Annotated in this window: 17 protein-coding genes and 5 pseudogenes; 16 read left to right on the top strand and 6 right to left on the bottom strand. The window is 71.4% G+C overall.

The features are described from left to right. The first annotated feature begins 52 nt into the window (after positions 1–52). Positions 53–1056, top strand: a pseudogene (locus O1G22_RS40710) (IS5 family transposase). A gap of 653 nt (positions 1057–1709) precedes the next feature. On the opposite strand, the gene O1G22_RS40720 reads toward O1G22_RS40710, so the two are convergent. Both O1G22_RS40720 and O1G22_RS40725 read right to left on the bottom strand, forming a co-directional pair. Continuing rightward, positions 1710–2072 carry a DUF1304 domain-containing protein gene (locus O1G22_RS40720; RefSeq protein WP_270085915.1) on the bottom strand — a complete coding sequence of 121 codons (363 nt, stop codon included), beginning with the start codon at positions 2070–2072 and terminating at the stop codon, positions 1710–1712. A gap of 202 nt (positions 2073–2274) precedes the next feature. Next, a pseudogene (locus tag O1G22_RS40725) lies at positions 2275–3010 on the bottom strand (transposase). Between the two features lie 369 nt (positions 3011–3379). On the opposite strand from O1G22_RS40725, the gene O1G22_RS40730 reads away from it, so the two are divergent. The 4 genes and pseudogenes from O1G22_RS40730 (at position 3380) to O1G22_RS40745 (ending at position 7263) form a co-directional block, all read left to right on the top strand. Further along, complete coding sequence (locus O1G22_RS40730; protein WP_270085916.1) at positions 3380–4759, top strand: MFS transporter; 1380 nt, start codon at positions 3380–3382, stop codon at positions 4757–4759. Positions 4760–4912: 153 nt separating this feature from the next. Further along, positions 4913–5405: pseudogene (locus O1G22_RS40735) on the top strand (GAF domain-containing protein); the annotation flags it as partial. A 23-nt stretch (positions 5406–5428) separates the two neighbouring features. Next, positions 5429–5551: a helix-turn-helix domain-containing protein gene (locus tag O1G22_RS40740; RefSeq protein WP_270085917.1), complete on the top strand. Its 123-nt coding sequence runs from the start codon at positions 5429–5431 to the stop codon at positions 5549–5551. A gap of 308 nt (positions 5552–5859) precedes the next feature. Then, positions 5860–7263: an SMI1/KNR4 family protein gene (locus O1G22_RS40745; protein WP_270085918.1), complete on the top strand. Its 1404-nt coding sequence runs from the start codon at positions 5860–5862 to the stop codon at positions 7261–7263. A 164-nt stretch (positions 7264–7427) separates the two neighbouring features. On the opposite strand, the gene O1G22_RS40750 is transcribed toward O1G22_RS40745, so the two are convergent. Next, positions 7428–8486, bottom strand: coding sequence for a glycoside hydrolase family 5 protein (locus O1G22_RS40750; RefSeq protein ID WP_270085919.1), 1059 nt, complete (start codon positions 8484–8486; stop codon positions 7428–7430). Between the two features lie 301 nt (positions 8487–8787). On the opposite strand from O1G22_RS40750, the gene O1G22_RS40755 reads away from it, so the two are divergent. From O1G22_RS40755 to O1G22_RS40765, 3 genes and pseudogenes are all read left to right on the top strand, one after another. Further along, the gene (locus tag O1G22_RS40755; protein WP_428986456.1) at positions 8788–9879 is read left to right on the top strand and encodes a LacI family DNA-binding transcriptional regulator; all 1092 of its coding nucleotides are present in this window, start codon (positions 8788–8790) and stop codon (positions 9877–9879) included. A gap of 364 nt (positions 9880–10243) precedes the next feature. Further along, positions 10244–10703, top strand: a pseudogene (locus O1G22_RS45035) (hypothetical protein); the annotation flags it as partial. 259 nt (positions 10704–10962) lie between these two features. Beyond that, on the top strand, positions 10963–12228 hold the full coding sequence (locus tag O1G22_RS40765) for a hypothetical protein (RefSeq protein WP_270086671.1): 1266 nt from the start codon (positions 10963–10965) through the stop codon (positions 12226–12228). 8 nt (positions 12229–12236) lie between these two features. Here the strand turns inward: O1G22_RS40765 and O1G22_RS40770 are convergent, their stop codons facing one another. Next, positions 12237–12722 carry an FxLYD domain-containing protein gene (locus O1G22_RS40770; RefSeq protein WP_270085921.1) on the bottom strand — a complete coding sequence of 162 codons (486 nt, stop codon included), beginning with the start codon at positions 12720–12722 and terminating at the stop codon, positions 12237–12239. Positions 12723–13223: 501 nt separating this feature from the next. Then, positions 13224–14171: a GlxA family transcriptional regulator gene (locus tag O1G22_RS40775; RefSeq protein WP_270085922.1), complete on the bottom strand. Its 948-nt coding sequence runs from the start codon at positions 14169–14171 to the stop codon at positions 13224–13226. 167 nt (positions 14172–14338) lie between these two features. On the opposite strand from O1G22_RS40775, the gene O1G22_RS40780 reads away from it, so the two are divergent. The 8 genes from O1G22_RS40780 (at position 14339) to O1G22_RS40815 (ending at position 22466) form a co-directional block, all read left to right on the top strand. Then, positions 14339–15139, top strand: coding sequence for an alpha/beta fold hydrolase (locus O1G22_RS40780; RefSeq protein WP_270085923.1), 801 nt, complete (start codon positions 14339–14341; stop codon positions 15137–15139). Positions 15140–15296: 157 nt separating this feature from the next. Continuing rightward, positions 15297–16133 carry an SCO3242 family prenyltransferase gene (locus tag O1G22_RS40785; protein WP_270085924.1) on the top strand — a complete coding sequence of 279 codons (837 nt, stop codon included), beginning with the start codon at positions 15297–15299 and terminating at the stop codon, positions 16131–16133. Continuing rightward, on the top strand, positions 16130–16990 hold the full coding sequence (locus O1G22_RS40790; protein ID WP_270085925.1) for a sugar phosphate isomerase/epimerase family protein: 861 nt from the start codon (positions 16130–16132) through the stop codon (positions 16988–16990). The genes O1G22_RS40785 and O1G22_RS40790 overlap by 4 nt, the downstream gene beginning before the upstream one ends. Positions 16991–17074: 84 nt before the next feature. After that, entirely contained in the window at positions 17075–17806 is a 732-nt protein-coding gene (locus tag O1G22_RS40795) for an EboA domain-containing protein (RefSeq protein WP_270085926.1), read from the top strand. Continuing rightward, the gene (locus tag O1G22_RS40800; RefSeq protein WP_270086672.1) at positions 17806–18660 is read left to right on the top strand and encodes a TatD family hydrolase; all 855 of its coding nucleotides are present in this window, start codon (positions 17806–17808) and stop codon (positions 18658–18660) included. Before O1G22_RS40795 ends, O1G22_RS40800 begins: the two co-directional genes overlap by 1 nt. A gap of 7 nt (positions 18661–18667) precedes the next feature. Beyond that, positions 18668–19858 carry a metabolite traffic protein EboE gene (eboE, locus tag O1G22_RS40805; RefSeq protein ID WP_270085927.1) on the top strand — a complete coding sequence of 397 codons (1191 nt, stop codon included), beginning with the start codon at positions 18668–18670 and terminating at the stop codon, positions 19856–19858. Further along, positions 19855–21231, top strand: a complete 1377-nt coding sequence (locus O1G22_RS40810) for an alkaline phosphatase family protein (protein WP_270085928.1) — start codon at positions 19855–19857, stop codon at positions 21229–21231. The genes eboE and O1G22_RS40810 overlap by 4 nt, the downstream gene beginning before the upstream one ends. A gap of 23 nt (positions 21232–21254) precedes the next feature. Further along, complete coding sequence (locus O1G22_RS40815) at positions 21255–22466, top strand: cytochrome P450 (RefSeq protein ID WP_270085929.1); 1212 nt, start codon at positions 21255–21257, stop codon at positions 22464–22466. Between the two features lie 76 nt (positions 22467–22542). Here the strand turns inward: O1G22_RS40815 and O1G22_RS40820 are convergent. Next, a pseudogene (locus O1G22_RS40820) lies at positions 22543–23607 on the bottom strand (arabinofuranosidase catalytic domain-containing protein); the annotation flags it as partial. Positions 23608–23839: the final 232 nt, after the last annotated feature.

The following is a 23839-nucleotide window of genomic DNA, read 5'->3' on the forward strand; positions in this document are numbered from 1 at the left end:
AATTCGCGGGATTCGCCCTCGTGGCGGGCCGAGGTCCGATAGATCGTCTTGCGTGACTCGTTCGCAACTGACTGACGAAGAGTGGGAGTTCATCGAGCGGTACCTGCCGATCGGCGAGTACGGGCCCTACCCCGAGCAGCTGCGGCGGCAGTTCGAGGGTGTGATCTGGCGGTTCAAGACCGGCGGGCAGTGGCGGGAGATGCCGCAGGAGTTCGGCGCCTGGTCGACCATCTCCAATCGCTTCCGCCAGTGGCGTGACGCCGGCGGGTTCGAGGCCCTGCTGGAGGGCCTGATCGCGGAGGCCGCGAAGCGGGGCGAGGTGGACCTGTCCCTGGTCAGCATCGACTCCACTACCGCACGTGCCCACCACGACGCGGCCGGGATGGACCTTGATGAGGAAGTCATCACCGTGCTGGAGAAGGCCGCCGCCGAGCAGGAGAAGGCCAGGTCAAAGGGGGCGACCCCGAAGAACAAAGCGGACGAGACCCCGAAGCGGATCCCGACCGGGATGAGCGACGACGCATCCGACGCCGACGGAAACTCCGGCTGAAGGCCGCCCTCCTGGGACGCTCACGGGGCGGGCGGACGAGCAAGGTCCACCTCGCGGCCGACCGCAGGTGCCGCCCCCTGGCGTTCATCCTGACCGCCGGACAGGCGGCCGACAGCCCGCAGTTCATCTCGGTGCTGGGGAGGATCCGGGTCCGCGGACCCGTCGGCCGACCCCGCACCCGGCCCGACGCTGTCGCCGGGGACAAGGCCTACTCGTCACGCGGCAACCGCGTTCACCTGCGCAGACGCAACATCAAGGCCGTCATCCCCGAGAAAGTCGACCAGGCCGCGAACCGGAAGAAGAAGGGCTCCAGCGGCGGTCGGCCCGTCAGCCACGACGCCGAGCTGTACAAGGAGCGGAACACCGTCGAGCGGCTGATCAACAAGCTCAAGGCCTGGCGAGGCATCGCAACCCGGTACGACAAGACCCCGGAGAGCTACCTCGCCGGCCTCCACCTCCGCGCCTCGATGATCTGGATCAAAGACCTCACCAGAGCGAGTCATTGATCACGACTCAGTACGCGCCCTAGTACCAGGTGCGTTCGGTCCGCCGAGGGCGCCGCCGCACACTTCTCCTTGGGCTTGCGAGAGGCGATCGGGCACACTTCCCGGACCTGGGAAAAGGGGTCAATGCGGGGCCGGTCATGGGGCGCAGGAAACCTTGCCCCCTTCGGCGCGGGATTCGTGAACAACGCCGCGCTGTCGACCGTGGTCGGCGTGGTCTGGTTCCTGGCCATGCTGTTCGTGGTGTTCGGCGACGCCCGATTCGCCGTCCGCGCGCAGCCCGTCATGTCCGGCGCCGAGGGGCCATTTACGCTCTCTTCGCGTACTCGTCCTCTTCCGCGCCCACAACGCCCTCACGTTCGACTGGTCCCGGCTCGGCTCCAGGCACTTCTGGGGCTGGGATGTGACCAGCAAGGTCAGTGAGGAGAGACCCGCAACCGTCTTCGTACGACCGGCTGTCGCGATGCTGGCATGTCTGCGAGCGGTGCCAGCAGCGCCCTCTTCGCGCGGTGGCGGCTCACGACTGGAATCGGCTCGCGGCCCAGGAGCGTGAAGAGGGCACTATGCGAGCCGGCCTTCGAGATGTCGTACGACGACGGGACCAGCCGGCAGGTCGGACCCGTGGGTCCGGGTGGGCTGTTTCTGCACCATCCCGGTCAGCGGGCCGTCAGCACCAGCAAGAGCCCGACCAGCGCCGGGACAGTCTGCACGAAGAGAATCTTCCGGCTGGAGGTCACGGCCCCGTACACACCCGCCACGGCCACACAGACAAGGAAGAAGACCCTCGCCTGGAATCCCACGGGGTCGGACGCCACGGCGCCCCACACCAGACCAGCGGAGAGGAAGCCGTTGTACAGCCCCTGGTTGGCCGCGAGCACTTTCGTCTGCGAGGCGAACTCGGCACTGGTCCCGAAGGCGGCCCGAGCCCGCGGGGTGGTCCACAGAAACATCTCCAGAACCAGGATGTAGGCGTGCAAGGCGGCTATGGTCAGCACTGCGACGGTCGCGATGATCGACATGACAACAGGATCGCAGACCGGTCCGTTCCCCTCGATCGCGGGGAGGCCACGACTCGGGAGTTGCGTTACACACTGCTGGTTCGAGAAGCCCGCCAAAGGACCGCAATATTTGACGCACGTGGGCCATCGTCACCGCAGACCGCAGACCGCAGACCGCAGACCGCAGACCGCAGACCGCACACCGCAGAGTCAGCGACCTCTTTCAGCGTTGTCGCTCCAAGGCGAGGACCGCTGCGGAGATTGACGACATTCGATTCTGACTACGACATCGGGATTTGCGGAAGATCCGCCACGACTTCAGTCGTGCGACGCCGCGCTCGACCGGTAGCCCGTGCGGCGGACAGCGCGCGGTTGACGGTTTGTTGGGTGGGCGTGAGGCCACGGCCTGGTGGGCGTCTGAGGGGTGTCGTCACCCACGGGTCGGCTCCCGTGTAGGCACGGGTCGGCGAGGACCGGAACGCCCTGCCGCCTCGCAGATCCGAATGATCCGGTGGGTGCCGACTGCGGTCTGGTCGTGCCCGCGGCCGGGCAGGGCGGGTGAGATCCAGAGCGGTCAGCCATGCGGATCGGTCACGAGCTGTACGTTCACGCCGTGCTGGCGGTGTTGGTGGGAGTAGTCGGCCCGACTGTCGCCAACCCGGTCGCACTCGGCCAGAGTCCCCGTCGAGCAAAACGTGGTCGGGGTCGGCCTCGCACAGGACGCGCAGCAGTCCGGGCGCGCGGTCGGCGAGCAGGTTGACCACCGCGGTCACGTAGGCGGGGGTGGTGCCGACGGCGATGCCGAAGCCTGCAGCGATCTGCACGGCGGTGTCCTGCCGGCGCAGGTACACCAGGCCTGCCAAGGCACGCTGGTGCGGCGGGAGCTTACAACGGCGGTTACTTTTGCGGGTGACCGGTCCCCAAAGCCCTCTGACCAGTCCGAGAGCAAAGCGTTCCACCCAGGGGGAGCACGGGTCACCGTTCACAGGCCACGCCGGTCCTGCTCCCTCGTGAAGAAGCCACTCGGCTTCATGACGGCAGGCTACCGACGGCCACCCGACCCCCATCACCACACTCGCCACGGCAGGGCAGCCGCGTCTGCAATACCCGCACGCGCGCCACCAAATCATGCCCGAACAACGCAACTCGACAGCACCCTTCGTGGCCTCATTGCGGCCGTCGCCAGGGACCTGGCAGCGCCTCCATGGTGGCCGCACGCACTCCGACACCCAGAACTATGGTGTCCCACCACATACGCCTCTGACCTGTGCGTTCCTACGGTGTGGCGACACGCAAACGTCCCCGCCGAACGCCAGGAAGTGGTGCCGATGTCGTCGCCCGCAAGCGCTCCACCAGCCCCGTCCAAGCTCCACCGCATCGTCGCCGCCAGCCTCATCGGCACCACCATCGAGTGGTACGACTACTTCCTCTACGGCTCGGCGGCCGCCCTGGTCTTCGGCCGGGTGTTCTTCCCCGAGTCGGACCCGCTGACCGGCACCCTGCTCTCCTTCCTCACCTACGCCATCGGCTTCGCGGCCCGCCCGATCGGCGCCGTGGTCTTCGGGCACTTCGGCGACCGTCTCGGCCGTAAGAAGCTGCTGGTGATCAGCCTGCTGATGATGGGCGGCTCCACCGCTCTGATCGGCTGCGTCCCCGGCTACGACTCCATCGGCGCCGCCGCCCCGCTGCTGCTCACCACCCTCCGCCTGATCCAGGGCTTCGCCCTCGGCGGCGAGTGGGGCGGCGCCGTCCTGCTCGTGTCCGAACACGGCGATCCACGAAGGCGCGGGTTCTGGGCCTCCTGGCCGCAAGGCGGCGCACCGGCCGGCAACCTGCTCGCCGTCGGCGTCCTCTCCCTGATGACCAGCCTGCTGAGCGACGACGCGTTCAACTCCTGGGGCTGGCGCGTGCCGTTCCTGCTCTCGGCCGTACTGGTCATGATCGGCCTGTGGATCCGGCTGTCCGTCGACGAGTCCCCGCTGTTCAAGGAGGCACTGGCCAAGGCCGAGCCGCGCAAGGCCGAACAGCGGGCCGAGCAGCCGCCGTTCGTCGCGGTGCTGCGAGGCCACTGGCGTGACGTCCTGGTCGCGATGGGCGCCCGGATGGCCGAGAACATCTCCTACTACGTGATCACCGCCTTCGTCCTCACCTACTGCGTGGAGCACCTCAAGCTCGGCAAACAGACGTCACTGAACGCCGTACTGATCGGCTCCGCCGTGCAGTTCTGCCTGATCCCGCTGTTCGGCGCCCTCTCCGACCGGGTCGGCCGCAAGCCGGTGTACCTGGTGGGCGCCGTCGGCGTGGGCCTGTGGTCCTGGGCCTTCTTCGGCCTGCTCGACACCCGCTCCTTCCCGGCGCTCGTACTCGCCGTCACCGTCGGCCTGGTCTTCCACAGCGCCATGTACGCCCCGCAGGCGGCGTTCTTCTCCGAGCTGTTCGCCACCCGGATGCGGTACACCGGCGCCTCCATCGGCGCCCAGCTCTCCTCGGTGGCGGCCGGTGCACCGGCCCCGCTGATCGCCACCGCCCTGCTCGGCTCCTACGGCACCGCCACCCCGATCTCGGTGTACGTCGGCCTTGCTGCCCTGATCACCGTGATCGCCGTCCTCGCCGCCCGGGAAACCCGCGGCAGCGACCTCGCGGCCATCGAGCCGGACGGCACCGCTCCACGGCCCGCCACGGACCAGCAGCGGGCCCCCTCCGCCTGACGCGCGAGGCCCCGGTCTCCTGACGGGCGGTGCCGGGTCTCCTTCCGTCAGGAGACCCGGCACCGCCCCGCGCCCTGACCCGGTCCCGCCGCCTCGCCCACTCCCGACGATGGCCCGCCCACGTCCCAGAAACCCCCGTCCGTCGCCCCTCACCTGCGTCGCCTGGTCGAACTCCTCCCCTCGGGCGCGCCCGCCGCGGAACTGGGCGCCGTGGCCGTCGAGGCGCGGCGGCGCCACGGCCCAGGACCTCACCGTCGTCGAGCAGGCCACCGAAGCGGCGCTGCGGGTACAGAGCACGCTCAGGCAGCACCGGCGCCACGAGGCGGAGCTGACCGGCCTCTTCGACACTGCCGGAGACCTCGCGGCGCTGCGCGACCTCGACGCCGTACTGCGCTCCATCGTCCGCCGCGCCCGCATGCTCCTCGGCACCGACACCGCCTACCTCACGCTGCCCGACGAGGAGACGGGGGGCACCTGTATGAGGGTCAGCGACGGCTCGCTGTCGGAGCTGTTCCAGAACCTGCGCCTCCAGCTGGGGGAGGGCCTCGGCGGTCTCGTCGCGCAGACCGCCCGCCCCCACGCCTTCCCGGACTGCCGCACCGACGACCGGTTCCTGCACACCGGCAGTATCGACGCCGGAGCCCTGCGAAAGAGGAACTGCATGTGCACGTGAACACCGTCACGCAGCGCCTGGAGCGCATCCAGGCCCTGCTCGGCCCGGACTGGAACACCCCGGAGCAGGCCCTGGAACTCCGACTCGCCCTGCGCCTGCATCTGTTGTCGGACGCCTGACTCCTCGCCGTATCCGGTTAGCCTCCGGCGTCCGCCACGCCCGCGGCCGCCGGCAGATGGCGTGCCGCGACCCGGGCGCCGTCGTCACCGACCAGGATCGTGCAGTGATTGGCGCGGAGCGTGATGGCCCGAACGATACGAGCGCCGTGCGACGGGCGGCATGTGGCCGCCCGGTACGGACCTCGCTGCCCGCGGTACGGAATTCCGGCCGGACGCCCCGAATCCCACCCGGTTCACTTCGCCGCTCCGGCTACGGCGTCGCGCGGCCCGGTGGGCCTCGATGTCAGTGGCCCCCGTACGGTCTGCGCATGACTGATCGCCAACTTTCTCTGTCCGCGGCGCACGACTTCGCGACCTGGGAGCCCGTGCTGAGGCTGCTGTGGGGCGGCGGTGCCGAGCGGCAGCCCGCGTCCCCTGCCCGCCTGGCGGGTCGGATCGGCAGGCAGAGTTGGAGTCTGCCGTTGCGGCGACGGCTGCCGCAGCCGGGTCGCGCCGCCCAGTCCGAGGACATGCGCGACGAGTACGAGGCGGTCCAGCGGGTTCAGACCGCACTCGTGGACGCCGGTGTCGACGACATCTCGTTCACGGCGAAGATCTCGCCGACCGGGAGGACCGCGCTGCGCCTGTTCGCGCCCAGTCCCGCCGTGGAGCCCGGCATCGGTGCCGCGCACCCGGGGGCACTCCTCCTGGTCGAGGGCGCCGTTCCCCAGCCCTGGCGCTGTCTGCCCGATCCGGTGCCCGGGGCTGTGCCGGCGCCGTCGGCGGATCCGGAACTGCTGGAACGGACGCTCCGCGAGCGGCTGCCCGACGCCGTCGGCGCGACGGAGGCGGACATCGCCGCCGCGGAATCCCGCCTCGGGGTCACCCTGCCCGAGGAGCTCAAGGTGCTCTACCGGGTCACACGGGCTCGGTGGGAGGACTGGGGCGACGACTATGAGGCAGTGGTACGCGCGTGCACGGCCGTCGGCTGCGAGCTCTTCCCCTTGGAGGACCTGTACATAGCCGACGCGGCGTCCCGGCAGTGCCTTTGGCAGTTCGCGGCGAAGGAAGCGGTGGACACCGCGCCCGACGCCGCGGTGCAGGACCTGGTCGGCTCACCGGGCTGGATCGCCTTCGGTGACAACGGGGGTGGCGACCGGCTGGCGGTCGATCTGACGCCCGGCCCGCGCGGACACACGGGGCAGATCATCATCCTCAGCCACGAGGAGAGCACCGGCGCGTGTCTGGTCGCCGACTCACTGACCGACATGGTGCTGAACCGGAGCAGCGAGCGAGGTGGCGGTTCGGGCGCGGACCGGCCGCCGGCGGTGGCGCACGTCAACATCCTGAGCCTGCCGAGCATCGAGGCCGCCGCGCACCCCGGCCTGCAGGTCCTGTCCATCGGCGTATGGGAGGCCGAGCCGCTCAGCCTCGCCCCGGTCGCCGGCCTGCCCCGCCTGCGGACCCTTGCCGCCTACCCCGGCACCCTCGCCGATCCGCTGGAGATCAACCGGCTCACCGGGCTGGAGTTCCTGGAGCTCGGCCCGGAGGAATGGCGTGTCCTCCTGGACGCGGGATCCGTCCCGCGAAGCCTGTCGGCCGCCGCCATCAGGGTGTACGGCGACCAGGACCCCCAGGCGATCGTGGACATGGCCAACGAACTGCTCACCCTCTGGAACCGTCCCCCGATCATCCAGACCGTCCTCGAAGGCGACCTCGGCCCCACGCCGTAGGGCGGCCGGTGCACGCCTGATCGCCACCGACGCCGTACTCCGGACAGCGGACCGCGTCAGGACCGGCGCGGGCGGGAAGCCGGCCCCTGGTGCCCGCGAGGGCAGCCAGGGACCGGCTGCGGACGATCAGACGCTCCGCCAAGTCCTTCGCGTACGAGGCTTGTTCAGTGGCCGACGGGCCTGCCCCGGCCCCAGCCCCAGGCGAGCCGGTCGGCACCGGACTGGTTGGTGGTGGCGAGCCAGGGGCGGGCGGTGGTGCCGGTCAGGGTCTGGATCGAGTAGGTGTCGTCGGTGCGCAGACCGGGCCAGTAGACCGACCCCATCCCGAGTTTGCGGAAGGTGTCGGTGTCGGCCTGGATGAAGTTGATCGAGTTGTTGTCGGGAGCCGGCTTGTCGTAGTCGAGGCCCGTGGTCATCGGGGCGCCGAACTCGTCGGCGACCGTCCGGTTCGCGCAGTCGCCGAGGCGTTCCTTGAGGTCGGCCACCCACTGGTCGTAGGTCGCGTAGCTCTTCCAGAACCCGTAGTGGTGCAGTGACAGGTAGGTGCCCTTCAGACGCGGGTCGGCGCACACCGAGGTGACGTGGTCGTTGTAGCCCGCGCCGCTGACGAAGACGCGGTCGCGCGGGACCGAGGGGTAGGTCGCCAGCCACTTCGCGGCGATGTCGGCCCACTGGCTGTCGGTGTATCCGTGCGGCTCGTTCATCGGCTCGAAGTAGACGAGCCGGTTGCCCGTGTAGGTCTTCACCACCGTGTCCCACATGGGCCAGAAGGTGCTGGGGTCGTCGATGAACCCGTCCTTCTGGGCGCCCGTGCCCTCCCAGTAGGAGAGGATCACCTTGAAGCCGCGGGCCGTCGCCGCGTCGATGACCGCTCGGTACGACTTCCAGTAGGCGCCGTTGACCGTGTACGGGTTGACCGGCAGCCGCACCGTGTTGGCGCCGAGGTTCGCACGGAAGGCCTCGATGATCCGGCTCGACTTCGCGTAGGTCTGCGCGTAGTCGTCGGAGAGCGACAGACCGGACAGGTGCAGATAGTCGTCGGCGTAGTTGTCGCGGGGGTCGGCCCAGTTGACGCCCTTGAACTGGGTCGTTCCGGTGCCCGGCACGGCGGCGGAGGCGGGGCTGCCGGCGAGCGTCGTACCGCTGACCGCGGCGATCGCGACCGCGACGAAGGCGGCGCGCAGGCGGGGCGCGAAACGGGCTCTGGCGGGGGACTTGCGCATCGGACGTGCCCTTTCGGGAGAGTGCGGCTCGGGGACGGGCGCGCGGGACAGGTCGCAGGGAGGCCGGCCAGGCGCACCGGGAACTCCCCGGAGGCTCCTCGGGCCGGCCGCGGCACGGCATGATGGTTACGTAAACATCCTGGTGCGCCAGGACCGGGACGGGATCTCCGTCCGTACCGGTCGCAGGAGAATGTTTACGTAAACACGAAGGCGTCGGAATCGTGGCACCCGCTCCAGCGGTCGTCAAGGTTTTCCCACGCGTAACATCCGGGTGCGTGGATCAGGTGGGAGTGGTGGCGCGATGAACCCGAAAGAGGCGGAGCAGCGGGTCCCGCCGCCGGCGGGCGGTGTGTGGCGAGGCGGCTCCGGTGTGCCCGGCGGGCGCCGCAGACAGCGTGTCTCCATGGCGGACGTGGCCAAGCTGGCGGGCGTCTCGTCGCAGACGGTCTCCCGGGTCGCCAACGGCCACGCCGGGGTGATCGACTCCACCCGCGAACAGGTGCTCGCCGCCATGCGACAGCTGGGCTACCGGCCCAACAGTGCCGCGCGCGCCCTGCGGTACGGCCAGTTCAACACCATCGGCGTGATCCTTTTCAACCTGTCCACCACGGGCAACAGCCGTACCGTCGAGGCGATCGCCACCCACGCCGCGGCCGAGGGATACGCCATCACGCTGATCCCCATCGACATCCCCACGCAGGACAACGTGCTGGGCGCCTTCACCCGCATGGGCGAGCTGGCCGTCGACGCCGTGATCGTCATCATGGAGAGCCACCTGCTCGACACCGGCACCGTGCAACTGCCCCCGGGCGTCCACGTGGTCGTCGTCGACTCGGATGCCGGCGACCGCTACAGCGTGGTCGACACCGACCAGGCCGACGGCGCCCGCCAGGCCGTCAGGCACCTGCTCGACCTGGGCCACCGGACCGTATGGCATGTGTCCGGACCCGAGACCTCCTACGCCGGGCAACGCCGCACCGAGGCCTGGCGCGCGGTCCTTCAGGAGGCAGGACGCCCGGTCCCCGCGCCCCTGCACGGCGACTGGTCGGCCGAGTCCGGCCACGCGGCAGGACTCGCCCTCGCCCAGGAACCCGGCTGCACCGCCGTGTTCGCCTCCAACGACCAGATGGCCCTCGGGCTTCTGCGCGCCTTCCACGAACGCGGCCTGTCCGTCCCCTCCGACATCAGCGTCGTCGGCTTCGACGACACCCCCGACGCCGCCTTCTTCATCCCGCCCCTCACCACGGTCCACCAGGACTTCGCGGAGGTGGGACGCCGCTGCGTCCAGGGAGCCCTGCGCCAGATCCGCACCCGTGACGGATCCCGGCCCGGCACCGACCTCGTCCCGGTCCGCCTGGTGATCAGGCACAGCACCGCACCGCCTCGCGGCTGACCGGGCGCCGGCGGAGGAATCGGTGCCGGTGCGGTCCGCTACCGCCGCACGTACCGGTGCACCGGCGGCCCCTCCGCGAGTACGGCGCCGACGGTCACCGTGCAGGTGACCGCTCCGCACACGGGCAGGAGACACAGGCGCTTCGGCCTGACCGGCCGGCCCGGCGAGCCTGCCTGGGCCGCTCGGATGACGACCGCGTCACCCGTACGGCGTCGACCCGCTCATGCGGATGAGTGCCCCGGGCGGAGCATGGCATTGGCCGCTTCCGCCGTGGTGCCGGTCCCCGGACCGCCGCCGGCGAGACAGACCCCGATGTCCTGGAACACCGAGGCCGAACCCGCGCTGTCGGCACCTGGTGTGGCCTGCGCTCGGTGCCGTCGGCGAGTTCGGTCCGGTCGTCGCGATCGCGCTGCTGCTGCGCGGCCGCAAACGGGCGAGTCGACGGCGCTGCCGATCGGCCGACCTGCACAGCAGCGGACAGTTCGCCGTCCGCTTCGTCATGCTGCTCCTGGCCGGGATGCTGGGCCTGGCGGAGGTCTTCGACCTCGACATCGGTGTTCCGGTACCTCCTGGCTCCGCGCGGCATGCGCCGCGGCGACCGTACGGCGCTCACGCTCTTCGCCGCCACCTGTCTGCCCCTCGTCGTGGCCGTCACGATCACCGGCGTGTCCCAGAAGGTGCTCGCGCGGACGAGGCCGCGGCGCTGGTCGGTGCCGCGATGCTCTTTCGTGCTCGTCCTGCCGCTGCTCGCGGTGCGAGCCCGGGCCCGCCGTGCCCCCGAGAAGCCCGCGTCCTTGTCTCCGGCGGAGTCGGAGGCATGGTGACGGCCGTCGGCGCCCAGGCAGCCGGACACCACCGGCCGGCCCGCCGCGCCCGGTCCGGCTCCTGCTTCCGGGGCCGGAACGGCGTGCGCCCGGCGGCTTCCGTCCGGTCGTCCGCGGCGGTGACCCGGACGGCTCACTCCTGCTCGCGCCGCCGCCTCGAAGCGGGTCGGCTGGCAGGCAGAAGGGTCGGAACCGAACGGGAGGCACGGTGACGGAAGGCAGCGGCGAAGACGCGGACGAACGCCCGGAACGGTCGGAGATGGCCGCACTGCGGGCACGGGTGGCAGCTCTCGAACACGCGCGGGCCCGGCCGCCCCGGCACCGCGTCTCATCCTTCGTGGCCGCGGTGCTCATCGTCATCGGCTGTGTGCTCGCCCCGCTCTCCGTCGTCGCCGCGTGGGCGGCCGACGAGGTGGACGACACCAGCCGCTACGTCGCCACGGTCGCCCCGCTCGCCTCGAACCCCGACGTGCAGAACGCCATCGCCAACCGGGCCACCGACGTGCTCATGACCCACCTCGACCTGCCCTCCCTGCTGTCGGGCGTGGTACCCCAGGACCTGCCCCGCCTGAAGCGGGCGCTCGGCGGCAGGCTGGGCGACGCCCTGGAAGGCGCCGTACGCAGCTTCGTCCACGACCAGGCCCGGAAGGTCGCCGCGTCGGACGCCTTCAAGACCGTGTGGACCGAGGGCAACCGCCGGATCCACAGCACCCTCGACAAAGCCCTCACCGGCAGCGGCGGCGGCGCGATCCAGCTGAAGAACAACGCCGTCACCCTCGACCTCGGCCCGGTCATCGACCGCGTCAAGCAGCGTCTCGTCGACGCCGGCATGACCGTCGCCGGGCACATCCCCGCGGTGCACACCGACATCACCCTCGTCAGATCGGACGAGGTCGGCAAGGTCAAGACGTATGTACGGCTGCTCCAACTCGCCGGGAACTGGCTTCCGGTGCTGGCCGTGCTGCTGGTCGCCGCCGGTGTACTGCTCTCGGTCCGGCGGCGCCGGGCCCTGGTCGCGGGCTGCCTCGGTGTCGCCGTCGCCACCGGCGTCCTCGGTATCGGACTGCGCGTGTTCCGCGTGCTCTATCTCGACCGGCTGCCCGCCGACGTCTCCCCGAAGGCGGCCGGTGCCGTGTACGACGCGCTGACCCACTTCCTCCAGACCACCGTGCGCATGGTCGTGGCCCTCGCCGTCGTCGTGGCCCTGGCCGCCTGGCTCACCGGCCCGGGCCGGTACGCCGGACTCGTACGGCGGTTGTGGACCTCCGGCATCGGCGCGGCCCGCGCCACCGCCGACCACGCCGGTCTGCGCACCGGCCCGGTCGGTCCCTTCGTACGCCGCTACCGCACCTGGATCACCTGGCTGCTGGTGGTCGCGTCGCTGGTGGTCTACCTCCTGTGGACGTACCCCACCGGCTGGGTCGTCGTCGGCATCGCCCTGTGTCTGCTGTTCGTGCTGGCCGTGGTGGAGTTCCTGGCCGCGGCGCCGGCCGGCGAGCCGCCCCCCGCCCGGGCGCCCGCCTGACGGGGCCGTCAGTACCGTACGGCCGTGCCGGCCTCTGCCTTCGCCGTCCCGGAGAGCTTGTGCGTGCTGCGTGCCGTGGCGGTGCCGGACGTGCCGGCCGCGACGTCGGGGACGGTCACCACGACCACGTCCAGCAGATTCCCCCCGGCGTCCCGGAAGTCGACCTGCACCGCGAAGGACTTCTTGGCGGCCGTGGTGTTGTGCGCCGTCACCGTGACGGTGCTGCGCCCGCTGCCGTCCGTCCCCGTGGCGCCGAGTCGCACATCGCCCCTGGCGTCGACGCCGCCCTTGACCGCGTCGAGCCTGCGGCGGGCCTCGGCGGTCGCCGAAGCCAGAGCGGCGGCCGCCCGCGAGCCGGCCGACTCCGCCGCGGAGGCCGCCTTGCTCGCGGCGTTCGACGCGCTGCCACCGCCGCCGGAGCATCCGCCCGCGCTCACGGCGAGGAGCGCTGCCAGTACGGCGACCGTCGCCCGCCGTCCCACGTGTTCAGCCATGCCGCGGCCTCCCTGCTGACTCAAGGTCGGTCATCCCTCCCGAGTGAAGTGCCGCTGCCCGGGAGCCGCACGCCCAGGCTCGCGGGCGCGCCGCGGAAACCACCGGACATCACACCGGAAAGCGCACCGGAAACCCGGCGAGAACCGGGCGGGCCGACCCTGGACAGGCCCCGTCATCCATCACCCGAACGGCCTCACGGCGGTGGCCGCGTCCCCCCGCCGAACGGAGGGTCACCATGACCGCACAGCCCCACTCCGGAATGCCGTCCGGAGGCTACGGCCCGGCCCCACCCGGAACAGCCCGTGGGCCGCCGGCGGCGCGACCTTCGCCGGCTGGGGCATCCTGTCCGGCGCCGGGTGAGCCCGCGCGGTCGGCAGCATGTCGGCCTCGCCGCCATCGACGTGTTCGTCATCTGGGCGCCTGCGGCCCGCCAGCCGGACACCACGAATCCCTGACGCGCCGCTGCCCGCCCGTCGCCGGCCACGGCCGACGTCAGGCTGTCAGGAAGCCCGGTGCCGGAAGGCGCGGCGGTACGCCGTGGGGGTGACTGCGACGGCGTCGCGGAACCGGGCGCGCAGGTTGGTGCCGCTGCCGAGGCCGCACCGGGCGGCGATCTGTTCCACCTGGAGATCGGTGGTCTCCAGGAGTTCTCGCGCGCGGTTGACGCGGGCGGTCATGAGCCACTGGTGGGGGCTGACGCCGGTCTCCTGGCGCCACAGGCGGGTGAGTGTGCGGGGGGAGACACCGGCGTGTGTGGCGAGCCGGGGGATGGTGAGCGCTTCGTCCAGGCGCCGCAGGGCCCATGTGCGTGTGGCGGCGAGCGTGGTGGCCTGGGGGGTCGGGAGGCTCCTGGTGATGTACTGGGCCTGTCCGCCGTCACGGTGCGGGGCGGCGACGAGTTCCCGGGCGATGTCGTTCGCGACGGCCGCGCCGAGGTCTTTGCGGACCAGGTACAGGCACAGGTCGATGCCGGCCGTGACGCCCGCGGAGGTCAGGATCGTGCCGTTGTCGATGTAGAGGACGTTGCGGTCGACGCGCAGCCGGGGGTAGAGCGCTTCGAGTTCGTCGGCGCTGGCCCAATGGGTGGTGACCGTCCGGTCGTCGAGCAGTCCGGCGGCGGCGAGAGCGAAGGCTCCGGTGCAGATGGAGACGGTACGTGTCCCGGCGCGCCCGGCGCGTTCGAGGGCGGCCGTCACCCGTGGGTGGGGAGGGCGCCGGTAGTCCGCGAAGCCCGGGACGATGACCGTGTCCGCCTCGCCGAGTGCTTCGAGCCCCGCGGTCAGTCCGAGGGTGAAACCCGAGCTGGTGGTCACGGTCTCCTGGGTGTCGCCGCACACGGTGAGTTCGTAGGGCGTGTTCGGGCGGGCGTTGAAGATCTGCGTGGGGATGCCGAGATCCATGGGCAGCACGCCGTCCACCGCCAGAACCGCCACCCGGTGCGTGTTCATGGCTGCGATGGTACGGCGCGCCTGGCCCAAAAGTTGCGGACAGTGGCACATGAGCCCATGGCTGGGCGCGAGGCGGGGGGAGAAGGATCGTCATCGAGCGCGGGGCGGCCGGCTCCCCACACCGGTGGAGCGGTCTGTGGGTCCCGGCTGTGAAGGAGAGTCCGACGATGACTTCGCAGAATGTGGTGGGCCGTCACTTCGACGTGGCGGGCGGCCAGGTGTACGCACATGTCCGTGAGGGTGACGGCCCTACGCTGGTCTTCCTGCACTACTGGGGAGGCTCACGGCGCACCTGGATCCCGGTGTTGCGGCGTCTCGACCCCGGACAGGGATTCGTGGCCTACGACCAGCGCGGATGGGGCGACTCCACGCGCCTGCCGGGCCCTTACGGCCTGGACCAGCTCGCGGACGACGCACAGCGGGTCATCGACGCGCTCGGACACCCCGGGTATGTGCTCGTCGGACACTCCATGGGCGGCAAGGTGGCCCAGATGCTGGCCGCGCGCCGGCCCGCCGGTCTGACCGGGGTCGTCCTGGTGGCGCCCGCGCCGCCCACGCCGATCGGGGTGACCGAGGAACTGCAGGAGACGGTTTCCCGCGCCTACGACAGCGAGGAGACGGTCCTGCGAAGCATCGACCTGATGCTGACCGACGGCGGGCTGACCCCCGAGCTGCGCCGGCAGGTGGTCGAGGACAGCCTGCGCGGTGGCGAACAGGCGCGTCTCGCATGGCCGTTCGGGGGGCTGGTCCAGGATGTGTCGGCCGGCGTCGCGGCGATCGGGGTGCCGGTGCTGGTGCTCGCGGGCAGCCACGACAAGGTCGACCCGCCGGCCGTGCTCGCCGATCACCTGCTCCCCTTGATTCCCACCGCCTCGCTGACCGTCCTGGAGGGCACCGGCCACCTCTCGCCCTTGGAGGTGCCCGGCCAAGTGGCAGCGCATATCAGCGAGTTCGTGGCCCAGTTGTAAGGGGGGCGACGGAGAACCGGTGCACACATTTTCTTCACAGAGGTGATGGCCGGGAGTTGCGTGAAGAATCAAATGTTTAATCTAGGATCAGTTCATGTCCGGCCCGAACGGCTCTCCTCAAGCCCCCCGTCTCGCCGACCTGGCGAACCTTGTCCGTATGCCCGCAGCGCTCAGCGTGCCCGGTGACGTGCTCGCCGGCGCCGTCGCGAGCGGCGGCACCCCCCGTCCGCGTACCGTCGCCACCATGGCGTCGTCGGTCGCCCTGTACTGGGCGGGAATGGCGCTCAACGACTACGCGGACGCGGCCGTCGACGCGGTCGAGCGCCCCGAACGCCCCATACCCTCCGGCCGGGTGCCACGGCGCACCGCGCTGGCGGCCGCCTGCGGGCTCACCGCGGCGGGCCTCGGCCTCGCGGCCCTGGCCGGCGGGCGGCGGGCGCTCGGCGTGGCGGTTCCGCTGGCCGGGCTGGTCTGGGCGTACGACCTCGGGCTGAAGTCCACTCCCGCCGGCCCCGCCGCCATGGCCGGCGCGCGGGCACTGAACGTCCTGGCCGGAGCGAGGCCCGGCCGCACGGCGTCGGCCCTCCCGGCCGCCTTGCTGGTCGGCGCGCACACCTGGACCGTCACCGTGCTGAGCCGCCACGAGGTGTCCGGCGCGCCACGCACCGTACCCGCCGCCACGCTGGCCTCCAGCACCGTGACCGGCCTGGCCACCGCGGCACTTCCCTGGGTACGGCGGCGGAGCCGCACCGCACGGACCGGCGCGGCCGTCGGCGCGCTCGGCTACCTCGCCTCGTACGGCACGGCGCAGGCCCGCGCGACACGGGACCCGTCCGCGGCGAACGTCCGGGGTGCCGTCGGCACCGGGATCCTGTCGCTGATGCCCCTTCAGGCGGCGCTCACCGCGGGCGGCGGAGCCGTGGGCCCGGCCGGAGTCCTGGCCCTGGCACACCCGCTGGCGCGCAGACTCGCCCGGAAGGTGTCTCCCACGTGACCCCGGCACCCGTGCCCGCGGGGCGGCTCCGGTTCGGCTTCGGGACCAACGGCTTCACCTGCCACCGGCTCGACGACGTCCTGACCGTGCTCGCCGACCTCGGCTACGACTCGGTCGGACTCACCCTCGACCACGGCCATCTCGACCCGTTCGCCCCCGACCTGCCCCGGCAGGTCGACCGCCTCGCCCGGCGGCTGGACCACCTCGGGCTGGCAGTCATGGTGGAGACCGGGGCGCCGTACCTGCTGGACCCCTGGCACAAGCACGTCCCCACCCTCATGTCCGCCACGGGCTCGCACTCGCGCGTCGACCTGCTGGCGCGCGCGGTGCGCATCGCGGCCGGCCTGGGCGCCCCCGCCGTCCATCTGTGCAGCGGACCGGCACCGGAAGGCATGTCCGAGGACGAGGCCTGGAAACGGCTGACCGGGGGCTGCGAAGAGGTCCTGGACATCGCGCGCGAGCACGGTGTGGCCCTGGGGTTCGAACCCGAGCCGTACATGTTCGTCGACACCGTCGCACGCGTGCTGGAGTTGCGGCGGCGGCTCGGCCACCCCGAGCACTTCGGTGTCACGCTCGACATCGGCCACGCCCACTGCGTCGAGGACCTGCCCCTGCTCGACTGTGTCGAGACGGCGGCTCCGTACCTGGTCAACGTGCAGATCGAGGACATGCGGCGCGGTGTGCACGAGCACCTCGAACTCGGTGCGGGGGAGATCGACTTCCCGCCCGTCCTGGCCGCCCTGAAGGCCACCGGCTATCAGGGACCGGTATCGGTGGAGATCCAGGGTGGGTCCCTGAACGCCCCCGACGTGGCCCGGCGTTCGCTGGAATTCCTCAAGGCCGCCGAGCGCGCCTGACGCCACGGCCGCACGTCACCGCTTTCACCCCCCACCGACGGTACGGCCTCGTGCCGTACGCACATCGAGAAGGAGGCATGGGCCGTGGACCCACGCATCCCCACCGACCTCGACCGGCATCTCGCCCCCGACGCGCGGCACTGGCTGGCCGAGGCCGTCACCCGGGTCGGCCAGGACCCGACGGCCGTACGCGCCGTCTTCCCGGCCGTCGGCCGGCGTTGCGGACGCGGACCGCTGGGCGCCGGCTGGACCGTGGCGGACGCCGCCCGCGCCCGGCTGCTGACCGCGCTGCCGCTGCGCGGGGCGGCCCTCGCCGAGGAGATCACCGCGCTGCACCGGTACGGAGACACCGCCGAACAACGCGCCGTACTGCGCTCGTTGGCCTTGCTGGAGGACGCCGACGCCTCCTTCGCCGACCTCGGTCTGCCGCTGGTGCGCGCGGCGCTGCGCGGCAACGACACCAGCCTGGTCGAGGCGGCCCTGGGCCCGTACGCCGCCCGCCACCTGGACGCCGACGCCTACCGGCACGCCGTCCTGAAGTGCGTCTTCTGCGACATCCCCCTCGACCGGACAGCAGGCCTGACGGAGCGTGCCGACCGCGAACTCGCCCGCATGCTGGCCGACTTCGCCCACGAACGGGTTGCCGCCGGCCGTGACGTCCCCGCCGACGTCTGGCCGGTCGTGCGCGACCACCCCGGCACGCTGGAGGCCTCCGGCCTGCCCGCCGGCCTCCACTCACCCGTGCCCGAGCGCCGCGCCGCGACCGCGCGCGCCCTCCTCGCCTACACCGCCGCCACGCCCGCAGGAGCCGCATGATGCGCATCTTCGACCCCCACATCCACATGACCTCACGCACCACCGACGACTACGAGGCGATGTACGCCGCCGGTGTCCGCGCCGTCGTGGAGCCGTCCTTCTGGCTCGGCCAGCCGCGCACGTCCGTCGACAGCTTCACCGACTACTTCGACGCGCTGCTCGGCTGGGAGCCGTACCGCGCGGCGCAGTTCGGCATCCGCCACCACTGCACCATCGCCCTCAACCCGAAAGAGGCCAACGACCCACGCTGCGCCGGAGTGCTGGACGTACTGCCCCGCTACCTGGCCAAGGACCGCGTGGTGGCCGTCGGGGAGATCGGCTACGACTCCATGACGCCCGAGGAGGACAAGGCGCTGGCCCGCCAGCTCGAACTCGCCGTCGAGCACGACCTGCCGGTGCTGGTCCACACTCCGCACCGGGACAAGGCCGTCGGCACCCGGCGCACCCTCGACGTGGTCCGCGAATCGGGGATACCGCCCGAGCGTGTCCTCGTCGACCACCTCAATGAGCTCACCGTCACCATGGTCGCCGACAGCGGCTGCTGGATGGGCTTCTCCATCTACCCGCACACCAAGATGAGCGAGGACCGCATGGTGCGGATCCTCCAGGAGCACGGGACCGAGCGGATGCTCGTCAACTCGGCTGCCGACTGGGGCCGCAGCGACCCCCTCAAGACCCGCAGGACCGCCGACGCGATGCTCGCGGCCGGCTTCGACGACGACACCGTCGACCAGGTCATGTGGCGCAATCCGGTGGAGTTCTACGAGCAGAGCGGCCGACTGGACCTCGACGACGCCGGGCCGGACGGCACGGCCCTGTTCGAGGGCAACTCGATCAAGCGCGGCGGAGAGTGACCCCACCGTGCGTTTCCGGCACCCCGACGGCACGACCGTCCACCTCGCCTACTGCAGTAACGTCCACCAGGCCGAGAACCTCCAGGGAGTGATCGACCAGCTGGCCGCCTACGCCGAGCCCGTACGGGAGACCCTCGGCGCCGGCCTGCTCGGCATCGGCCTGTGGCTGGCCCGCGATGTGGTCACCGAACTGTCCGCCCGGCCCGACGCCGTGCTCCGCCTGCGCACCGAACTGACCGCGCGCGGCCTGGAGACCGTCACCCTCAACGCCTTCCCCTACGAGGGATTCCACCGCGAGGTGGTCAAGAAGGACGTCTACCTGCCCGACTGGACCGACCCGGCCCGCCTGCACTACACCGTCGACTGCGCCCGGGTGCTGGCCGGGCTGCTGCCCGACGACGCGCGCCGCGGCAGCGTGTCCACACTGCCCCTCGCCTGGCGCACCCCCTGGCCGGGGTCGGCACGCGACCGTGCCCGCCGGGCCCTGGACCTGCTCGCCGCCGAACTGGCCGGCGTGGAGCGGGAGACGGGCCGTACGATCCGGGTCGGCTTCGAGCCCGAGCCCGGCTGCGTGGTGGAGAACACCGTGCAGGCGGCCCGCGAACTCGGGGGACTGGACCCCGAGCGGCTCGGTATCTGCCTCGACACCTGCCACCTCGCCGTACAGTTCGAGGACCCGGCGACAGCGCTGCGCCGCCTCGCCGACGCGGCTCTCCCCGTCGTCAAGGTGCAGGCGTCCAGCGCCCTCCAGGCCGACGACCCGGCCGACCCCGCGGCGCGCCGAGCCCTCGCCCGGTTCGCCGAACCCCGCTTCCTGCACCAGACACGCACGGCCCCGCACGGCGTCGTCACCGGCGTCGACGACCTCCCGGACGCCCTGGCCGGAGACCTGGACCCCGGCTCTGCCTGGCGGGTGCACTTCCATGCCCCGCTGCACGCCGAGCCCGAACCGCCCCTGCGCACCACGGCGAGCGAACTGACCGCTGTCCTGGTCGAGTTGCTCGGCGGCCCGCAGGCCGTCTGCGACCACGTCGAGGTCGAGACCTACACCTGGTCGGTCCTGCCGGAACACCTACGGCCCCACGACCGCGAGAGCCTCGTCGCCGGCATCGCCGCCGAACTCGCCTGGACCCGCGGCCGGTTCGCGGACCTCGGCCTGCGTCCCAGTCCCCGCACGCGAACGGAACCCGTTTCATGACGAGACTCGTCGTCCTCGACATCGTCGGCCTCACCCCACGCCTGATGCGCCACATGCCCGCCGTCTCGGCCCTCGCACAGCAGGGCTTCCAGGCCCGCCTGGACACCGTGCTGCCCGCAGTGACCTGCTCCGTGCAGTCCACCCTGCTGACCGGCACACCGCCTTCCGAACACGGTGTCGTCGGCAACGGCTGGTACTTCCGCGACCTGGGCGAAGTGATGCTGTGGCGCCAGCACAACGCCCTGGTCGGCGGCGAGAAGCTGTGGCACACCGCGCGCCGCGCCGAACCCGGCTACAAGGTCGCCAACATCTGCTGGTGGTACGCCATGGGCGCCGACGTCGACCTCACCGTCACCCCGCGCCCCGTCTACTACTCCGACGGCCGCAAGGAACCCGACTGCTACACCTGGCCGCCCGCCCTGCACGACGAACTCACCAGCAGGCTCGGCCCGTTCCCCCTGTTCACCTACTGGGGACCCAACGCGGGCCTGCCGTCCAGCCAGTGGATCCTGGCCGCAGCCCGCCAGATCTTCGACGAGCACCGCCCCGACCTGACCCTGGTCTATGTACCGCACCTGGACTACGAACCCCAGCGCTCCGGCCCCGACTCACCCCAGTCCGCCCGCGAGGCACGACGGCTCGACGACGCACTGCGCCCCCTGCTGGAACACTTCCGCCGCGAGGACGCCACCGTCGTGATCCTCAGCGAGTACGGCATCGCGCCTGCCTCCCGGCCCGTCGACATCAACCGCGCCCTGCGCCGCGCAGGTCTCCTCGAAGTCCACACCCAGGACGGCATGGAGTACCTCGACCCGTGGACCTCCCGCGCCTTCGCGGTCGCCGATCACCAGATCGCCCATGTGTACGTCCGTGACCCCGCCGATGTCGCGAAGACCGCGGAGATCGTGGCGGGCCTCGACGGTGTGGACGAGGTGCTGGACGAGCACGGCAAGGCGCGCCACGGGCTCGCGCACGAACGCTCGGGAGAGCTGGTCGCCGTCGCCGAGCGCGACGCCTGGTTCACGTACTACTACTGGCTGGACGACGACCGCGCCCCCGACTTCGCCCGCCAGGTCGAGATCCACCGCAAGCCCGGCTACGACCCCGCCGAACTCCTCTACGACCCCGCCGTGCGCGGTGTCAAGGCGCGCGCCGCCGGGCAGGTCGCCCGCAAGAAACTCGGCATGCGCTACCGCATCCGGACCGTCCCCCTGGACCCCTCCGGCGTGCGCGGCAGCCACGGCCGGCTGCCCGACGACCCGCAGGACAGCCCCGTCCTGCTCTGCTCGCGGCCAGGACCCGCGCGCGAGGCGATCGACGCGACCGAGGTCAAGGACCTCCTGCTGACGCTGGCCGGCGTCACGGCACCGTGAACCCCTGAACAACCGGACCCCTCATGGCTGGAGCCCCCCACGTGCACCCGACGACCACTCCGCCGCCCCTGCCCGGCGCGCGTCCCCTCCTCGATCCCGCCGCCGAGTACGGGCGCTGGATCACCGAACGGCCCCTGGACAGGATCACCCTGTGGGGCGACCTGCACCCCTGGCTGGTCACCCGGCACGCGGACGCCCGCGCCGTGCTCAGCGATCCGCGGTTCAGCTCGGAGAACATCCGCCCCGGATTCCCCGGACTCCAGCCGACGCCGCCGCCGCGCACGCCGGGCCAGCTCTTCGCCATGGACCCGCCCGACCACACCCGGCTGCGCCGCATGCTCATCCCCGAGTTCACCTTCCGCCGGGCCGAGCAACTGCGGCCGGCCATCCGGCAGATCACCGGCGACCTCCTCGACAGCCTCGTGAAGCAGGGGCAACCCGCGGACCTGGTCGAGCACTTCACGCTCCCGCTGCCGCTCCTCGTCATCTGCGAGCTGCTCGGTGTGCCCTACGCCGACCGGGACTTCATCCACCACCAGGCGTCCGCCTTCGCCACCGTCTCCGCCGGCCCGGAGGCGATGCGGGCCGGCTGGGCGGCGCTGTTCGGCTACCTCCAGGAACTGCTCGCCGCCAAGTCGCGGGAACCCGGCGACGACCTGATGAGCAGGCTCGCCACGGAACGCGTCGCCACCGGCGAGGCCACCCCGGCGGAGGCGGCCGGGCTGCTCGTCCAACTGCTCATCGCCGGGCACGAGACGACGGCGAGCATGCTCTCTCTCGGCGTCGTCGCACTGCTGCGGCATCCCGGGCAGCTGGCCGCGCTGCGCGCCGACGAGGCTCTGGTGCCGGGCGCGGTGGAGGAACTCCTGCGCTACCTGACCGTCGTCCACATCGGGCTGCGTCGCATCGCCACGGAGGACGTCGAGATCGGCGGTGTCACCATCCGCGCCGGCGAGGGCGTGGTGATCGCCCTGCAGGCCGCCAATCGTGACCCCGCGCTCTTCGCCGGCCCGGACGCCCTCGACCTCACCCGGGACGCCCGGCAGCACCTGGCCTTCGGCCACGGCCTGCACCACTGCCTCGGCCAGTCCCTCGCCCGGGCCGAACTGCAGATCGCGCTGCCGATGCTCTTCGACCGGCTGCCGGACCTACGCCTCGCCGACCCTGCCCCGGAGGAGCTCGCCTTCGAGGGGCGCGCGGTCCACGGGGTACGGGAACTGCCCGTCACCTGGTGACACTCAGGACGAACGGGCCCGCACCACGGTGGCACGGGCCCGCTCGGTGTCTTCGAGGAGCCCGGGTCTACTTCCCGTAGCCGGCGGCCGTGATGCTCGCCTGGACCGCGCTCTCGGTGGAGTCCGACGGGTAGCCGGAGGTCATGACGCCTTCGTAGAAGGTGCCGGCGGAGCCGTGGCTGTTGTCGCCGCCGATGCCGAGGATGATGGCGCCCTCCTTCTTCATCGGGTTGTAGCCCGAGACGTTGGGACGGGTGCCGCTGTAGAAGGTCGACAGGCCGCCGGACTGGGCGTTGCCGCCGCGGATGGCCCAGTGGTTGGGCTCGCCCTTGACGACGGCGGTCAGATAGCGATGGCTTATGGAGGGGTCGCCCGCGTTGTAGTGCTGGTTCACGCCGGAGAACAGGCCGTTTTCGAGGTCGGCCATGATCCAGGGGCCGTTGCCCGATCCGTAGCCCCAGACCTTGATGTTGCCGAAGTAGATGGCCTCCATGGTGCCGTTGCCGTTGTCCCGGCTGTTGGTCTCGGCGTTGCCGTAGTCGAAGCAGCAGCCGCCGTTGTAGTGCGTGCCGTCGAGCACGGCGTACATGCCCTCGGGCTGGTCGCCCTTCGCGACGCCGTTGGTGCTGTTGTCGCGGTACCCGGTGCCCGGGGCGACGTAGACGCCGTAGGCCTTGTGGCCGCCGATGGTGATCGGTGCGGCGGTGGCGTTGGCGAGGTTGTCGTAGCCGCCGGCCGCCGGGCCGGAGAAGCCGCCGGGGGGTGCCTGGGTGAGGCGGTTGCCGTGGCCGGACTGGTCGTAGATGACGGTGATGAGGCAGGTCGTACCGGCACAGAAGGAGTCCTGGGCGGCGGCGTTGGCGTATCCGCCGGTGCTCAGGACGCCGATGTCGCGGGTGGCGTTGTCGGAGGTCCGGCGGACCTGGTACAGCGGGCCTTTGTAGGAGGAGTACAGCGCGCGCGTGGTGCTGTGTGCCGCCACGCAGGGTGTGCCGCCGGCGGCGTAGAGGTCGCACGGCAGCGAGGTGGCCGCCGGGGCGGCGGGTGCCGCGCCGGTCAGCACGCCGACGCTGAGCGCGGCGGCCGCTCCGGTCGCGAGCAGTGCGCGCTGCCAGGGCCGTATCAGTGAGCGGATGGGCATGAGTGAGCTCCTTCGGTGGGTGGGGGGTTCCTCACCTTTTCCGTCATCACATGTCCGGCATGCCGAACAGTGCTCGGCACTTCGGACCCTCCGGATGATAGAAATCCCGCCCCAATCGTCAATGCCTGTGACGCGATCCGCCGAGTCGCGGTCGAATCCGGCAGGCCGTCGGCGAAAAATTCATCGCAGAATTACGCCACATTTCCTGGTGCAGGTTTCGATCGAACGGTGC

Source organism: Streptomyces camelliae (genome assembly GCF_027625935.1).
In the GTDB taxonomy this organism is placed as follows: domain Bacteria; phylum Actinomycetota; class Actinomycetes; order Streptomycetales; family Streptomycetaceae; genus Streptomyces; species Streptomyces camelliae.

Excerpts from the sequence above, each read along its gene's own strand:
- O1G22_RS40765 (WP_270086671.1), top strand. The coding sequence starts at position 10,963 with ATGGCCGCACTGCGGGCACGGGTGGCAGCTCTCGAACACGCGCGGGCC.
- O1G22_RS40815 (WP_270085929.1), top strand. The coding sequence starts at position 21,255 with ATGGCTGGAGCCCCCCACGTGCACCCGACGACCACTCCGCCGCCCCTG.
- O1G22_RS40755 (WP_428986456.1), top strand. The coding sequence starts at position 8,788 with ATGAACCCGAAAGAGGCGGAGCAGCGGGTCCCGCCGCCGGCGGGCGGT.
- O1G22_RS40810 (WP_270085928.1), top strand. The coding sequence starts at position 19,855 with ATGACGAGACTCGTCGTCCTCGACATCGTCGGCCTCACCCCACGCCTG.
- O1G22_RS40745 (WP_270085918.1), top strand. The coding sequence starts at position 5,860 with ATGACTGATCGCCAACTTTCTCTGTCCGCGGCGCACGACTTCGCGACC.
- O1G22_RS40780 (WP_270085923.1), top strand. The coding sequence starts at position 14,339 with ATGACTTCGCAGAATGTGGTGGGCCGTCACTTCGACGTGGCGGGCGGC.
- O1G22_RS40785 (WP_270085924.1), top strand. The coding sequence starts at position 15,297 with ATGCCCGCAGCGCTCAGCGTGCCCGGTGACGTGCTCGCCGGCGCCGTC.
- O1G22_RS40720 (WP_270085915.1), bottom strand. The coding sequence starts at position 2,072 with ATGTCGATCATCGCGACCGTCGCAGTGCTGACCATAGCCGCCTTGCAC.
- O1G22_RS40730 (WP_270085916.1), top strand. The coding sequence starts at position 3,380 with ATGTCGTCGCCCGCAAGCGCTCCACCAGCCCCGTCCAAGCTCCACCGC.
- O1G22_RS40770 (WP_270085921.1), bottom strand. The coding sequence starts at position 12,722 with ATGGCTGAACACGTGGGACGGCGGGCGACGGTCGCCGTACTGGCAGCG.
- O1G22_RS40775 (WP_270085922.1), bottom strand. The coding sequence starts at position 14,171 with ATGAACACGCACCGGGTGGCGGTTCTGGCGGTGGACGGCGTGCTGCCC.
- O1G22_RS40800 (WP_270086672.1), top strand. The coding sequence starts at position 17,806 with ATGCGCATCTTCGACCCCCACATCCACATGACCTCACGCACCACCGAC.
- O1G22_RS40750 (WP_270085919.1), bottom strand. The coding sequence starts at position 8,486 with ATGCGCAAGTCCCCCGCCAGAGCCCGTTTCGCGCCCCGCCTGCGCGCC.